At 64.9% G+C, this 15,152-nt stretch carries 12 protein-coding genes; 4 read left to right on the forward strand and 8 right to left on the reverse strand.

Annotation, left to right across the window (positions count from 1 at the left end):
- Positions 1-2: 2 nt before the first annotated feature.
- From N551_RS0103455 to N551_RS0103465, 3 genes are all read right to left on the reverse strand, one after another.
- Complete coding sequence (locus N551_RS0103455; protein ID WP_027565763.1) at positions 3-1,664, reverse strand: tannase/feruloyl esterase family alpha/beta hydrolase; 1,662 nt, start codon at positions 1,662-1,664, stop codon at positions 3-5.
- Between the two features lie 82 nt (positions 1,665-1,746).
- A complete protein-coding gene (serA, locus tag N551_RS0103460) occupies positions 1,747-2,991 on the reverse strand; it encodes a phosphoglycerate dehydrogenase (RefSeq protein ID WP_027565764.1) in 1,245 nt (414 codons plus the stop codon).
- Positions 2,992-3,089: 98 nt separating this feature from the next.
- Positions 3,090-4,322: a rhodanese-like domain-containing protein gene (locus tag N551_RS0103465; protein ID WP_027565765.1), complete on the reverse strand. Its 1,233-nt coding sequence runs from the start codon at positions 4,320-4,322 to the stop codon at positions 3,090-3,092.
- Positions 4,323-4,506: 184 nt separating this feature from the next.
- Here N551_RS0103465 and N551_RS0103470 point away from each other — a divergent pair, with 184 nt between their 5' ends.
- The gene (locus N551_RS0103470) at positions 4,507-5,175 is read left to right on the forward strand and encodes a hypothetical protein (protein ID WP_027565766.1); all 669 of its coding nucleotides are present in this window, start codon (positions 4,507-4,509) and stop codon (positions 5,173-5,175) included.
- A 57-nt stretch (positions 5,176-5,232) separates the two neighbouring features.
- Here the strand turns inward: N551_RS0103470 and N551_RS0103475 are convergent, their stop codons facing one another.
- The 3 genes from N551_RS0103475 to N551_RS0103485 all read right to left on the reverse strand — a co-directional run bounded on the left by N551_RS0103475 (position 5,233) and on the right by N551_RS0103485 (position 9,890).
- Positions 5,233-6,408 carry a PepSY domain-containing protein gene (locus N551_RS0103475; protein ID WP_027565767.1) on the reverse strand — a complete coding sequence of 392 codons (1,176 nt, stop codon included), beginning with the start codon at positions 6,406-6,408 and terminating at the stop codon, positions 5,233-5,235.
- Positions 6,409-6,471: 63 nt separating this feature from the next.
- Entirely contained in the window at positions 6,472-8,799 is a 2,328-nt protein-coding gene (locus N551_RS0103480) for a TonB-dependent siderophore receptor (RefSeq protein ID WP_027565768.1), read from the reverse strand.
- A gap of 206 nt (positions 8,800-9,005) precedes the next feature.
- Positions 9,006-9,890 (reverse strand): dihydrodipicolinate synthase family protein, encoded by an 885-nt coding sequence (locus tag N551_RS0103485; protein ID WP_027565769.1) that lies wholly within the window; start codon positions 9,888-9,890, stop codon positions 9,006-9,008.
- Between the two features lie 118 nt (positions 9,891-10,008).
- Here N551_RS0103485 and N551_RS0103490 point away from each other — a divergent pair, with 118 nt between their 5' ends.
- Positions 10,009-11,421: an FAD-binding oxidoreductase gene (locus tag N551_RS0103490; RefSeq protein WP_027565770.1), complete on the forward strand. Its 1,413-nt coding sequence runs from the start codon at positions 10,009-10,011 to the stop codon at positions 11,419-11,421.
- Positions 11,422-11,429: 8 nt separating this feature from the next.
- The gene (locus N551_RS0103495; RefSeq protein ID WP_027565771.1) at positions 11,430-12,095 is read left to right on the forward strand and encodes a GntR family transcriptional regulator; all 666 of its coding nucleotides are present in this window, start codon (positions 11,430-11,432) and stop codon (positions 12,093-12,095) included.
- Positions 12,096-12,101: 6 nt separating this feature from the next.
- On the opposite strand, the gene N551_RS38620 is transcribed toward N551_RS0103495, so the two are convergent.
- Together N551_RS38620 and N551_RS35170 are read right to left on the reverse strand one after the other, a co-directional pair.
- Positions 12,102-12,266, reverse strand: coding sequence for a hypothetical protein (locus tag N551_RS38620; protein WP_197031097.1), 165 nt, complete (start codon positions 12,264-12,266; stop codon positions 12,102-12,104).
- 152 nt (positions 12,267-12,418) lie between these two features.
- Positions 12,419-12,604, reverse strand: a complete 186-nt coding sequence (locus tag N551_RS35170; RefSeq protein ID WP_035961037.1) for a hypothetical protein — start codon at positions 12,602-12,604, stop codon at positions 12,419-12,421.
- 193 nt (positions 12,605-12,797) lie between these two features.
- Between N551_RS35170 and N551_RS0103510 the strand changes: the two genes are divergently transcribed.
- A complete protein-coding gene (locus N551_RS0103510) occupies positions 12,798-14,819 on the forward strand; it encodes a YgiQ family radical SAM protein (protein ID WP_027565772.1) in 2,022 nt (673 codons plus the stop codon).
- The last annotated feature ends 333 nt before the right edge of the window (positions 14,820-15,152 follow it).

Raw genomic sequence — 15,152 nt, forward strand, 5'->3', positions numbered from 1 at the left:
GGCTACGGCGCGCAGGTGAAGCTCGCTGCCTCCGTCACCGGACCGCTCTTGTAGTGCGGCCAGGCCGGCCAGCGGCACAGCGGCAGCGCGCGAAGCGTCGCAAAGGACGGCGCTTCGACCTTCTGCTCGGCGACTTCCAAATCGCCGGGCGCCTTGCCCTTTTCGACCCAGTCGACCAGCGCGCTCAGCATGTCGACATTGGCCGGCGCGCCGGAGCCGACATGGTCGACCCCGGGCGCGGTGTAGAGCCGCGCGAATTCGGCCGTCTCGGCCTTGCCGAGCTTGCGTTCGACGCTCTCGAAATAGCGGATGCCGGCATAGGGGCTCTGCGCGTAGTCCGCCATGTGTTCGAGCATGATCAGCCGGCCGCCGCGAGCGCGGAAGCGGCTGAGGTCGGGATCGGTGGAATCCATCAGGCTGGAGACCTCGAGCAGCCGCCCCTTGTGCTCTTCGGGCTTATAGGTCGTCACGTCGAGCTTGGGATCGCGCGCGAACACATATTGGATGCCGCCGGCACCGTAGATCCAGGCGATACCGTTGTTGGGCGCAGGCGGCTGCGCAGGAGACGCCGTGCCGAGCCACCATGCGACCCAGCCGCCGGTCGGCCCAACCGCCGGCGTGTCCTCGCCCGACACGCCCCAGCCCGGATAATCATCGAGACCATTGGCGAGGGGAAACGGGAATTTGTAGGTCGCATGCAGGGTGTCGATCGCCTTGATCTGCGCGTCGGTGAGGCACTGATCGCCCGTCTTGCCGCTCGCGCAACGCAGCGTCTCCGCCTTGAACGCCGCCTTGCAGGACACGGGATCTTGCACCAGCGCGTCGTCGGAGCCGTCGGCCTTGTCGCAAGCCGCGCGCACGGCGTCGCCGACGAGCTTCACCTGCGCCGGATTGATCCAGCCATCGCCCATGGTCACGAGACCCGAGCGGGTGCCGGCATGCTGCAGGCCGACCCAGTTGATGACGGGCACGCGGGCAAAGATGCCGTCGAAATCATCGGGATAGCGCTGTGCCATGGTGAGGCCTTCGCGGCCGCCTTCGGACGACCCCATGAAGTACATTTTCTCAGGCCTCTTGCCGTAGGCGCGCTGCATCAGCGCGACGGCGGCATCGCGTACCTTCTTGTAGGCGCGATGGGCGAAATTCTCGAAGGCTTCGTCGTTGAGCGCGAACAGTTGCGGCGGCTCGCCCGGCTTGGACTCATGACCGGAATCGGTCCCGTAGGTGACGAAGCCGCGCGCGAGCGGCGACGGCTTGTCGAAGGGATAGGCCGGCGGCAGCGTCAGGCCCGTGATCAGCACGCCGTTGAATCCGCCCCCGCCATATTGCAGCGAGCGGCCGTTCCATTCGACGGGAAGATTGACCTGAAATCTGATCGGCGGCGCCTTGGGATCGCTGGGATCGATATGGCCGAGCACCTTGCAGAAGCCGGGATTGGCGGGCGTGACGCGCCCCGACGGCGTCGGGCCGCGTTCGGCGACGGCCAGTTGCGACGGCGCCAGCAACGTCGCCGAATCGATCTTCACGGCGTCAGTGCCGCCGACCAGGCCCTTGCAGACGGCGTCCGCATCCTCGGCCAGCGTCACCGCTGCAGCGGAGTTCGCGCCCAGTGCAGTCACTGCGCCCACGAGCAATACACACAGCTTCGCACGCCCTTGCGCCATCGTTTCCCCCTGCACTTTCTGTTCTCGTTCGTTCCGCCAGCAGGCCGTATTCAAGGCGCCTTCCGACCGGCCGTCAATGACGCTAGTGCTCAAACACCAGCCGCGCGCCGACGGTGCCCTCGAGGCTGCGGATCTGCTGCAGCAGCGCGCCTGAATCTTGGCCGCCGAGGTCGGCGTCGAGCACGACGTAACCGAGGTCGCCGGAGGTCTCCAGATATTGCGCGGCGATATTGATGTCGCGCTGCAGGAACACTTCGTTGAGCCGGCGCAGCATGCCGGGCACGTTGCGATGGACGTGGCTGAAGCGCGCGCCGGAGGGGCGCAGATGCAGCTGCACCTCCGGAAAATTCACCGCCCCCGTGGTCGAGCCGGTGATGAAGAAGTCGACCAGCTTGCGCGCGACCTCGCCGCCGATGCGCTCCTGCGCCTCCTCAGTCGAACCGCCGATATGCGGGGTGAGGATGACATTGCCGAGGCCCTGCACCGGGCTCTTGAAGCGATCGGAGTTCGAGGACGGCTCGACCGGAAACACGTCGATGGCGGCGCCCGCGAGGTGACCGTCGCGCAGAGCTCCCGCCAGCGCATCGAGATCGACGACGGTGCCGCGGCTGTTGTTGATCAGGAGGGAGCCGGGCTTCATCGCCCGCAGCTCCTTCTCGCCGATCATCCCTGATGTCTCCGGCGTTTCCGGCACATGCAGGCTGACGACGTCGCTCTGCGCCAGCAGCTCTTCCAGCTTCTCGACCGGCTCGGTGTTACCGTGGCGGAGCTTGTCGGTGCGGTCGAAATAGATCACGCGCATGCCGATCGCCTCGGCCAGCGTCGAGAGCTGCGAGCCGATATTGCCGTAGCCGATGATGCCGAGGGTGCGGCCGCGCACCTCGCGGCTGCCGGTCGCCGACTTGTCCCAGCCGCCCTCATGGGCCGACACCGAGCGCGGGAAGATGCGCCGCAGCAGCATCACGATCTCACCGATCACGAGCTCGGCGACGCTGCGCGTGTTGGAGAACGGCGCGTTGAACACCGGAATGCCGCGCTTGCGCGCCGCCAGCAGATCGACCTGGTTTGTGCCGACGCTGAAGCAGCCGATGGCGAGAAGCTGGTCGGCCGCTTCCAGCACCTGATCGGTGATCTGGGTGCGCGAGCGGATGCCGAGCAATGACACGCCCTTGAGCGCCCGCCGCAAATCCTCGCCGTCCAGCGCCTTGGTCAGGCGCTCGACATTGGTGAAACCCGCCGTTCTGAACAGGTCCACGGCGCTGTCGTTGACGCCTTCAAGCAGCAGCGCCTTCGCGCTCCGCTCAGGGCTTTGGCCTGGGACTGACATGAAATCTCCGTGGGTCACAGCTTCGCCGCAGCTCATAGACCGCGGGGGATGCGCAGCACAATAGGGTTCGGATACGGGGAGAAGATGGCGGGCGCTCGTCAGATCACGTAAAACCCGTGCGTGCCGTCCAAACGCAATTGTTCGACCAGGCCATACTCCCAATCGAGATAGGCCTGCATCGCACGCTCGTCGACACCGGTGCCTTCATAGGGGCGGCGGTAACGGTGGGCGGGGTCGGCCTTGGGCAGGACGTGCGGCGGACCGATTTCGAGCGCGCCGTCATAGCCACCTTCCCGCACATAGACCTCCCAGCCCATCTGCGCGAGCCAGGACGCCGTCATGTCGGCGCGGACGCCCTTGTCGTCGGTCAGCGCGATGCGCGCGCCGCGCACCGGTGCGGCCATATCGGTTTCCTGGACCAGCTGTCCGCCGGGATAGTGACGAAACCCCGGGAGATGGCCGGCGGCATATTCCTCGGCGTCACGCACGTCGAAGCGATAGAGCGTGCGATCGGCCTGCGCGACAAGCGCAGCCATCTCGCTCGCACCGATGTGGCGCACACCGGCGCGATAGGCGACGTCGCGCGCATTGGCCGGGCCGCCCTCGAACGGCCCGATCGCGCCACGCCGGTCGGCACCGTGGTCGAGCGTATGCCGCGCCAGCGTCCAGCCGATGGTGCCGTTGCGCAGCGCCCGGACCTTGTTCGGGACGCCGGCATTGATCAGCGATTGGGTGCCGATGATCGAGCGGGTGCGGCCGGCGCAATTCACGATGATGGTGGTGTCGACATCGGGTGCCGCCTGCCCTGCCCGCAGCACCAGCTCCGCGCCGGGCACGCTGACCGAGCCCGGGATGTTCATGGTGGCATACTCGTCGAAGCGGCGAACGTCGAGGATCGCGATGTTGGCCTTGTCCGCGATGAGTTTAGCCACCTCGTCGGCACTGAACGACGGGGTGTGCCGGCGCGATTCGACCAGCTCGCCAAAGGCTTTTGAGTAGGAGTTGACGTCCTCGAAGATTTGATAGCCGGCGTCGCGCCAGGCCTTCAGCCCACCATCGAGCGCGCGGACATTGGTATAGCCGAGCGCGGCCAACCGCTCGGCGCCGGCAGTGACGAGGCCCTCGCCGTCATCATAGAGCACGATCGCCACTTCCTTGCGCGGCAGCCGCACCTCGGCTTCGATCCCGATCCGGTCCGCGGCCATGTTGGCAGCAAACAGCGGATGTCCCGTCGCGAAACCAGCCTCGTGCCTGAGATCGAGCAGAGCGATCTCCGCGCGGAGCAGCAGTGCACGGCGGATATCGGCGGGTGTGACGGTCGAAGGCTTCATGAGACAGGCAACCTTGGGAGACTTGAACGGGACTGGTTCTTGAATGATTGCCGGCCGGTTGGCCAGCCCGATCCGGGGGGTATGGCTCCGACCGGCGGGCGCGCCCACCGTGGTCCCCGGCTGAAAATCGTTTCGTATGCCGCGCTTGAGGGCTAAAGTTCCGAATCGTCTGGGGGGGCGCAATATGAAAGTGCTAAAATTCCTGGTGGTGTTTCTGGCGCTTCCGGGCGTCGCCATGGCCGCGCTCACCAATGCCGAACGCAAATCGCAATTCGAGCGGGCAATGGCCTCGATCATGGCCGCAGCGACGCCGGCCGTACACCCAACGCTTCGCGACACGCTGATCAAGGACTATCTCGCCTGCAAACCCAACAAGGGACAGGCCGTGGAGCTCGTCAATGCGAGCTACCTTCGGACGCGCGAACAGGACGACGCTTCGGCGACGGGAGACCGTGCACTGGAATCCTGTCAGCTTCGCTACGGCAAGCCATGCGCCCTGCTGGCGGTCAACGAGGAAATCGTCGCTGAAGGCGAGCTCGCGTCGAGAGACATGCCGCGGCTGCATTATGCAGGCAAGTACGGCTTGTCGCAGATTCCAATCATCCGGCGGATCACGCGACAGCGCCCTGACGTGCAGAACTACGACAAGGCCATGGAGCCCAAGGCGATCGCGATCCATCCCTGGGGTAAGCTGTTCATCTCGGCAGGGGACCCCAGCCTTAAAGACGCCCAGACCTCCGCGCTTGCGAAATGTAACAGCGATCCCGCGCGGAACGGCCGGGATGGCGGCTGCTTCGTCTACGCCATCAACAACGACATCGTCCTCGACGAACGGCGCATGCAGGCGAAGTGATACGACGACGGCGGTTCACCCGGGCAACACCAAGCCCTGTCGAAGCAGTCCGCCCGTTCACTCGCCCGGCACGAGCCGCCCGAGCCGCGGCTCCGCAGGGCGCCGCAGCTTGCGGCGCGACAGATAAAGCAAAATGCCGGTGACCACGAACAGCGGCATCAGCGCGGCCGCGATCATAAACGCAAGTTTGCCGGGCCAACCCAGAATCGCACCGCGGTGGATGTCGAGCACATTCGCAATGATCTTCTCACCGAACACCTTGTCGGCGTAGCGTTCCGCAGAAACGAATTGGCCGGTGACGGCATCGACGCGGAATTCGTCGCGGGTGGTGTCGAGGGTCGAGTCTTTCCCCCAGGAGCGGATCCGGATCACCGTGCCCGGACCGGCGGGCAACGTCAGCAACGCCTTGGAGAAGCGGCTGCCCTCTTCGTGCAGGAAGGCGCCCCACGCGCGATCAAAGCCGATCGGCTGTGCCGTCTCGCTGGCGCCTGCAGGCATCTTCGGCTGCATCTTCGCCGAGGCGGCCTGCGGGCGCGACAGCAACCAGACGGCACCGTCCTTGTACCAGTCGAACGAGTACCACAGCCCGGTCAGCGTCATCACCAGATAGACCGGCAGGACCCAAGTGCCGATCACCGCGTGCAGCGAGCGATGGAGGCCGCGTCCGCTGAGGGCGAGATTGGGCTTCAGCCACATCTTCGCGCTGCCTGCACGCCGCGGCCAGCGCAGCACGAGGCCCGAGATGAGCATCACGATCAAGCCGAGCGCGGCCACGCCCGTGATCTGACGCCCCCAGCCCTTGGCGTCGCCGGGAATCAACAGCCAGCGATGCAGCTTGCGCACGGTCGCGAAAAACTCTTCGCCGCGAGGTGCGCCCAACACGCGCGCGTCATAGGGATCGACATAGAGCGAGGACGGCCGCGCGCCTCGTTCGTCGCGGGCGAAGCGCACATGCACCGCGGCGGACGGATCACTTGCTAGCGTCACGGCGGAGACCTTGCCGACATCCTGCGCCGCAGTCAGGCGCGCAACCAGTTCGTCCGGCATCAGCGCCGGTGACTGGCGCGGCGCGACCTGCATGATGCCGGCGTTGCGATGATCGACGATCTCATCCTCAAAACTCATGATCGCGCCGCTCAACGCGATCACAGCAAGCAGCAGCGCGAGCACGAGGCCGGCGATGGAATGGACCTGGTGGAGGGCGGCCTTGATCGCGCGCCAGCACTCACGCATCGGCGCCGGTCCTTCTGGTCTGCACGACCGGGAAATCGGCTTGCTCGCGCCACACTGTCATCGCTAGAACTTCACCGTCGCCGATAGGGATACTCTGCGCGCGTCGCCGATCGCGACGTTTAAGGCGTTCCCGGTGGTGGACGTATAATAGACCTTGTCGAACAGGTTCTTGACGTTGAACTGATAGGTCACCGGCAGATTGTCGACCTTGGTGTCGTAGGTCGCAAAGATGTCCGCGACGGTATAGGCCGGCATGAAGAACGTGTTGGCGGCGTCGCCCGGCCGGTCGCTGACGTAGTGCGCGCCACCGCCAAGCCGCAGACGTCCGGGCAGCGCATCGGCGAAATCGTAGACGAGATAGAGCGAAGCCGTGTTCATGGCGGCGTTCAGGAGCTTGGCGTTACCGACAGCGGGATCATTGATCAGCCGGGCATCGGTATACCCATAACTTCCGATCAGGCTCCATTGATCGGTCAGTTTGCCGGTCACGTCCAATTCGACGCCGCGCGACCTGGCCGCGCCGGAGGCACGCGCCGCCGACTTGCCTCCGCCGATGTCATCCAGCACCAGCACATTCTTCTTCTGGATGTCGTAGACGGCCAGGGTGCCCGACAGCCGCTTGTTGACATCGAACTTCAGACCGGTCTCCCATTGCGTTCCTTCTTCAGGCGCGATGGTGGAGTCGACGACAAAGCCGGTGGTGAACGCCGCGATGACCGATGTCGGCTTCAGCGACTGCGTATAGCTCACGTAATAGGAGAGCTGATCGTTCAGCTTGAAGATGACGCCGCCTAGCGGCAGCACCTTGTCACCCGCCAAATTGGTGTTTGTGATGAAGTTCGGCCGGCCTTTTCCCGCGAACTGCTCGTATTCCATCCAGCGCACGCCTCCGACCACGGACAGCCAGTTGGTCAGATGGAAGGTGTCCTGGGCGAAGAAACCGCGGGTGCCGAGCTTGTCCGTCTGCTCGCTGTCCACTGGCGAAACGGTCGTGCCCGGCACGACCAGCCCGTAGATCGGGTTGTAGAAATTGAAGCTCGCCGTCGCCTGCCGAATCAAATCGTGGCGGTCGATCGTGCGATAGAGCGCCTCGCCTCCGAACAAGATCTCGTTTCGGAAGCCGCCGACCCAGACGTCACCCTGCAAATAGGAGGTGCCGTAGCTGGCGTTGCTCAGCGAGTTACGCGTGCCGTCGTTGCTGCGGGTCTCGACGCCAGTCGTCGCGTTGACGCCGGTGATGCGAAGTTGGTTGGCACTGAACGTCTCGGTGTTGTAGCTGTAGGCTGCGGTGACCTTCCAATTGTCGTCGAGCTTCTGCTCGACCGAGGCCTGCACCAGGTCGGAGATGCCCCACATGTTGTTGAAGGGCTCGTCGAGCCGGCGCGTCTTCGGGATCGCCAGCGGAGCGCCCTTGACGAAGGCAGTGCCGCGGTCGAATGGGTAGATGAATTCGCGGTGCTCATAGGTGAGCTGGACCGTCGTGGTGTCGCCGTACCAGGCCAGCGACGGGTTCACCAGCATTTCCCTGTGGCGGCCGAAATTGCGCCAATAGTCCTCGCTGACGCCGTAACCGACGAACCGATAGGCAAGGCCTTGGTCGCCGATCGGACCGGTGATGTCGAGCGTGCCGTCGGCGCCGTTGCGATTGTTCGCGAATGTCGAGCCGAGCAGCGTGACCGAACCGTGCTGGTAGAGCTCCGGACGCTTGCTGATGGTGTTGACGATGCCCCCGGGATCCATGATGCCGTAAAGTAGCGATGCTGGCCCCTTCAGCACCTCAACGCTTTCGACCGCGGCGTTCAGGCTGCGCCCCTGCACCAGCGGCATGCCGTTGCGCATGATCGAGCCGTCGCGGTTGTCGCCGAAGCCGCGGCGGATCACGGCATCCTGGGTGCCGGCGAGCGTGTTGGTCTGGGTGATCCCGCTGATGTTGACCAGCGCGTCGTCGATATTGCGCGGCAGTTGGTCCTTCAGAACCTGCGCGGGCACGACATTGACGGATTGCGAGGTGTCGAGCGGAGAGGCCCCGCTGCGCAACGTCGTCGCGCTCGGCATCGCGCGGTAGCCGAGCTTTGCGGCTTGTTGCGCGGCGGCATCAGCCGCGGCGCGTTCCGATGGCGTCGGAGCCGCGGGGGTGGTGGCATTGCGGCTGCGCTGACGTGCGGCCGCTTGCGTCCGGCGTTGAGATGTTTCCGATGCGCGCGCCGTTTTCGGCCGCGGCGCCGGCGCTTCCACCGTCACCGGCGACAGTGCGGATTGGGCCTGCGCGGTCGCCGAGCTGGAGAAAAATTCGGCGAGCAGCACGGCCGCTCCGATGAGAAGAGCCGCGCGGCTGTCGCCGGCAGGCCTTCGACGGCCGCTGACGCGCTGGCCGTCCAGATAGACACGCACTTTCGATTCACTTCCAGGTCAGACGCAGAAGCTGGCGCGTCTAACAGCCGCTGTGCGTGAAGAGAACCGCAAGCGGACTTGAATCGCTCTAGTGTTGAATGGTTCTAGGCTCTAGTCGCGCTATTCGGCAATCCTCGATTGATTGCGCAGCGGTCGCGACACGCAGCGCGCGAATTCGCGGCAACTTGTCACGGTTTTGCGCGTTCTCACGCGATAGCGGGAGCCGTCAGCTCGTCGAGCTTCCGCTTGAGCGCGGTGCCGTCGGACAACGCCCGGAGCGGCGGCCGCACGCGCAGCCAGCTCGCATCGCCCGTCTGTGCCGCGAGGATGGCTTTCAACGTCGTGAGGAAGGATGGTGATTTCACCACGATGTCCACGGCAGCCTGCATGCGTGCTTCGACATCCTTGCCGTCGATCATCGCCTTGACCAGCTCCGGCGCGATGTTGGCCATGCCGCAGATGGTGCCGGCACCGCCGGCGGCGATCGCGCGGGCGATGTCAACTTCGTTGCCGACGGTGATGGCGAGCTCGGGAGCGGCGGCACGGAACGCCTGGAACTGCTTGAAGTCGCCGCTGGAGTCTTTCAGGCCCGCAACGACCTTGCCGTAGCGCTTGCGCAAATCCGCGGCGACGCCGGTCGGGATCGCGACACCCGAGATCTGCGGGATATGATAGAGGTAGGCACGCAGGCGATCGTCGGCGACGCGGTCGAGGATCGCCGCAAACGCATCCTCGATACCTTCAGGGGTGACGCTGCGGTCGAAGTAAGGCGGCAGATACAGCACGTGACGCAGGCCGAGTCCGAGCACGGCACGCGTCAATGCGATGCTGTCGCTGATCGCGGGGAAGCCCCCGCCGATTCCGATGCGGTCCGGCGCAACGCCGGCCTTGAGCACGGCTTCGATGGTCGCGACCCGTTCGGCGACATTGAACGAGGTGCCCTCGCCGGTGGTGCCGAACAGCACGACACCGTCGACGCCCTTATCGAAGAGTTGCTTGGCGTGGGCGACGAGCTTTGCGGAGTCCACGCTGCCGTCCGTCGCCAGCGGCGTCGCCGACGCCACCCAGAACCCGCGAATTGCCTCGTTCATCACACCAGCCTTGTTTTTGCTTTACTTTTCGCCTTGTACCTTACATACAACAAACACGCAAACCCTTTCCGCCGTCATGGCGGACATAACACGCAGCCAGATTCCGAGGAGGTCTCGCATGAACATGGTGACCCCCATCGAGCGGCCCGACCAACTGTTCGGCGTCCTGCGCGACAGGCTCGGCGCGGCTGCTGTGCTTGTCGGCACCGACGTGCCCGCGCGCAATTGCAACGACTGGAGCGCGAGCCTGCCGCAAACGCCGCTGGCGGTGATCCGCCCGGTCGACGCGCAAGGCGTGGCCGACGCGATTCTGACCTGCCGGCAGGCGCATCTGCCGTTCGTGCCGCAGGGCGGATTGACCGGGCTGTGCCGCGGCGCATCGCCTGAAGCAGGCTGGGTCGCGATCTCGCTGGAGCGCATGAGCGGCATCGAGGAGATCGATCATGCCTCGATGACGATGACGGTGAAAGCAGGTACGCCGCTTCAGACGATCCAGATGGCGGCCGACAAAGCCGGGTTCTTCTTTCCGCTCGACCTCGGCTCGCGCGGCTCCTGCGCGATCGGCGGCAATCTCTCGACCAATGCCGGCGGCAACCGCGTGATCCGCTACGGCATGACGCGCGAGCTGGTGCTCGGGCTCGAAGTCGTGCTGCCCGACGGCACCATCATCACCAGCCTCAACAAGCTGATGAAGAACAATGCCGGCTATGATCTGAAGCATCTGTTCATCGGCTCGGAGGGCACGCTCGGCATCATCACCCGCGTGGTGCTGCGGCTATTTCCAAAACCGCGCTCGACCATGGCCGCGCTCTGCGCGCTCGAGGACTATGCCGCGGTGATCGCGCTGCTCGGCGCCGCGCGAAGCGGGCTCGGCCCGCTGCTGTCGGCATTCGAGGTGATGTGGCCGGACTATTGGGACGTGATCACCAATCGCGCCGGCGTCAAGCCGCCGGTCGCGGCAGGCCACGGCCTCTACGTGCTGGTCGAAGCGCAGGGCACCGACGAGAGCCTCGACGCGCCGCGCTTCCAAAGCTGGCTCGAAGAGCTGATGGAGCGCGGGCTGCTCGCCGACGCCGCCGTGGCGCAATCGCTGGCGCAGACGCAAAGCTTCTGGCGCGTGCGCGACATCTGTGCCGAGTTCGGCCAGGTGCTGGGGCCGCACATCTCCTACGACATCGGCCTTGCCGTGGCGCGGATGGACGAGTTCGTCACGCGCTGCAAGGCGGCGCTCGCAAAGGGCATCGAGGGATGCGAGAGCGTCTATTACGGCCATATCGGCGACGGCAATCTGCATCTCGTCTCCTGGGTGACCGGCCTTGCCGTCGAGCAGCAGCCGAAGGAAGCGATGGACGCGATCATCTACGGTCTCGTGCGTGAGATGGGCGGCAGCGTCTCCGCCGAGCACGGCATCGGCACGCTGAAGAAGAAGTGGCTGGGTCATGCCCGCGGCGAGGCCGAGATCGCGCTGATGCGGACGCTGAAGGCCGCACTCGATCCCGATCATCTGCTCAACCCCGGCAAGGTGATCTGAGAGATCCGATGCGATCGCTGAAGCTCGATGCACCGAAATCGCTGTCGCAACGGGTCGTGCAGCGGCTGCGCCAGGCCATCATCGACGGCGAGTTCGCGCTGGGTGCAGCCATCTCGGAGGAGATGGTGGCAAACTCCTTCGGCGTCAGCCGCACCCCGGTGCGCGAGGCGATGGGTCAGTTGCAGGCGCAGGGCCTCGTGGTGATCCGCCCGCAGGTCGGCAGTTTTGTCTTTACGCCAAGCGCCGAAGACATCACCGCGCTCTGCACGTTCCGAATCGCGCTGGAGCCCAAGGCAGCCGAGCTAGCCTTCCACCATGATCGCGCCGGTGCGATCGCGACGATGAGCGATGCGATCGCGGCGATGGAGCCGGCGATCGCAGCCAGGGACAATATCGCCTACGGGCGCGCCGATGCCGCTTTTCACGAGGCGCTGTTCGCCCATTGCGGCAACCGCTATCTCGCCGAATCCTATCAGCTCGCATCCAGCCGCGTCGCAGCACTGCGCACCAATTTGACTTCGCCGATCGACGTGCGCACACGCACGTCCTTCGACGAGCATCGCAAGCTGCTCGATCTGTTCGCCCGCGGCGAGTTCGCCGCCTTCGCGACGCTGATGACCACGCACGTCACCAATTCGGGCGTGGTCTACGCCAAAGCGCTGCAGGTGGATTGAGCGCTGCTACCGCGCATTTTTCGTGCCGGGCCTGTCCAGAAAATCCAGCGCGGTGTTGATCTGTTCGAGCTGGTGTTCGATTTTGTCGCGGTCCTCGACCGTGGGCGCCTTCTCGAGCTGCTCAACCAGCTTCTGCTTTCGAAGCAGCAAGTTCTCTATGACTGTACTCACGGCTCCCCCATCCGCCAGAGGCGAACATCGAGGCGATACTAAACCCCGGGCGCGAGCGCGCGCCAGCCGGGCCGGCGCAAACCCTGCATCAGAATGTTCGCGAGGGCAGTTGGTTCCTGCGCGTGATCCGAAACATGGATCCGCTGGCGCGCTTAATGGGTCGAGCCTACGCCCGCGAGTTGCACCGGTGCGATCTGGGTACGGGTGACGGAGACCGAGAACAGCGCCAGCAGCGCGCACAGCATGCAGAGTCTCATCCGCACTGTCCTGCGATCGGTGATCGGCAGGAACAGGAAAAACATCATCGCCAGGATCAGCAGCATGTCGACCACAAACATCGATCTCTCCCTTGAAACGAGGCAGAGCATGACGCGGTGCAGGCTGGGCGGTATGTGGACGGCGTCACACAGCTGATGGCGGCGCTCGCGAACGGTTAACGCGTTCGCACGCCCGGGCTGCCGGCCACGGAACCGCATCTTTCACGCGCCTGTCGGTTGTATTCGCCGTCCCGGAGTCCTATGCGTAGGCGCCATGGACATCCAGATCATCGCCGCCGAAAAGCCCCTGATGGCGCAGGCACGCCCGCACAAGCCGGCGCCATTCCTCCCGATGAGCCGCGCCGAGATGGATGCGCTCGGCTGGGACGTCTGCGACATCGTGCTGGTGACGGGCGATGCCTATGTCGACCATCCCAGCTTCGGCATGGCCATCATCGGCCGCCTGCTGGAGGCGCAGGGTTTTCGCGTCGGCATCATCTCGCAGCCGGACTGGCATTCGGCCGAGCCGTTCAAGGCATTGGGCAAGCCAAAAGTCTTCTTCGGCGTCACCGGAGGCAACATGGATTCGATGGTGAACCGCTACACCGCGGACCGCCGCCTGCGCCATGACGATGCCTATACTGCGGGCGGCGAAGGCGGCAAGCGGCCGGACCGCTGCACCGTGGTCTACGCGCAGCGTTGCCGCGAGGCGTTCAAGGGCGTCCCGGTCGTGCTCGGCGGCATCGAGGCCTCGCTGCGCCGGATCGCGCATTACGATTACTGGTCCGACAAGGTACGCCGCTCTGTGCTGGCGGACGCCAAGGCGGACCTCTTGCTCTACGGCAATGCCGAGCGCGCCGTCGTCGAAGTGGCCAACCGTCTTGCCGCCGGCGAAGCGCCGCGCGAGCTCGACGACATCAGGGGCGTCGCGCTGTTCCGCCGGGTCCCTGAGGACTATGTCGAGCTGCACGCCGACGATCTCGACTCCGCCGACGAAGGCGCTTCGCGCACCAAAGGCTTGACCGTGATTCGGCTGCCCGCTTTGGAGCAGGTCGAGCAGGACAAGGAAGCCTATGCGCGCGCGTCACGCGTGCTGCATCGTGAGAGCAATCCCGGCAATGCGCGGCCGCTGGTGCAGCGTCACGGCGATCGCGATCTCTGGCTCAACCCGCCGCCGATCCCGCTGACCAGCGAGGAGATGGACGCGGTTTACGATCTTCCTTACGCGCGCGCCCCGCATCCGTCCTACGGTGACGCGAAGATCCCCGCGTGGGACATGATCAAATTCTCGGTGACGATCATGCGCGGCTGTTTCGGCGGCTGCACCTTCTGCTCGATCACCGAGCACGAGGGCCGCATCATTCAGAACCGCTCCGAGGGCTCGATCCTGCGCGAGATCGAGAAGATCCGCGATAAGACGCCCGGCTTCACCGGCGTGATCTCCGACATCGGCGGTCCCACCGCCAACATGTACCGGATGGCATGCAAGGATCCCAAGGTCGAGGCGGCGTGCCGGCGGCCCTCCTGCGTCTTCCCGGAGATCTGCCCGAACCTCAACACCTCGCATGACGATCTGATCCGGCTCTATCGCAAGGTGCGCGAGACCAAGGGCATCAAGAAGGTGATGGTGGCTTCCGGCGTGCGCTACGACCTCGCGGTCGAAAGCCCCGAATACATCAAGGAGCTCGTCACCCATCACGTCGGCGGCTATCTGAAGATCGCGCCCGAACATACCGAGCGCGGGCCGCTTGACAAGATGATGAAGCCCGGCATCGGCGCCTACAACCAGTTCAAGCGCATGTTCGATGCCGCGGCCGAACAGGCCGGCAAGAAATATTATCTGATCCCGTATTTCATCGCGGCGCATCCGGGCACGACCGACGAGGACATGATGAACCTCGCGCTCTGGCTGAAGAAGAACCGCTACCGCGCGGATCAAGTGCAGACCTTCCTGCCCTCGCCGATGGCGACCGCGACGGCGATGTACCACACCGGCGTCAACCCGCTGCGCGGCGTGCGGCGCGGCGGCAGCGACAAGGTCGAGGCCATCAAGGGGCTGCGCCAGCGCCGCTTGCACAAGGCGTTCCTGCGCTACCACGACCCCGACAATTGGCCGGTGCTGCGTGAAGCCCTGAAAGAGATGGGCCGCGCCGACCTGATCGGCTCGCGCCCCGACCAGCTGGTCCCCGCGCACCAGCCGCCCGGCACCGGCAAGGCCGCCGGCACGCGGCGACCGGTTCGTCCAGACGGCAAGACCCAGCGGTTCACGACCAAGAATCTGCGGGTGATGAAGTAGCGGGCGAGCCGGGCCAGGTCCGATTCATCCTCGCACTGTCGTGCTCTCAAAACAAAAACCTCGAAAACAACCCCATGCACAGTAGCCGGCATGAGCGGGATCAATGACTTAGGTGCTTTGCGAATCCGTTGAATCCGCCGGGCAAGATAGCGAAAAACGAAAATTAGGTTTTGGCGAAATATTGACTCGTCGGGCAAAACAGGCGCACGATGCCATTGTCGCGGCACGCGTGACAGGGCGAGCCCAACCGCTACTCCGGATCGATATCCTCGAGCTTCACACCACCTCGCGCGCAGGCTCGAAACAATCGTCCTCAGACTTGAATCCATTCAA

It is taken from the genome of Bradyrhizobium sp. URHA0013 (assembly GCF_000518345.1).
GTDB lineage: Bacteria > Pseudomonadota > Alphaproteobacteria > Rhizobiales > Xanthobacteraceae > Bradyrhizobium.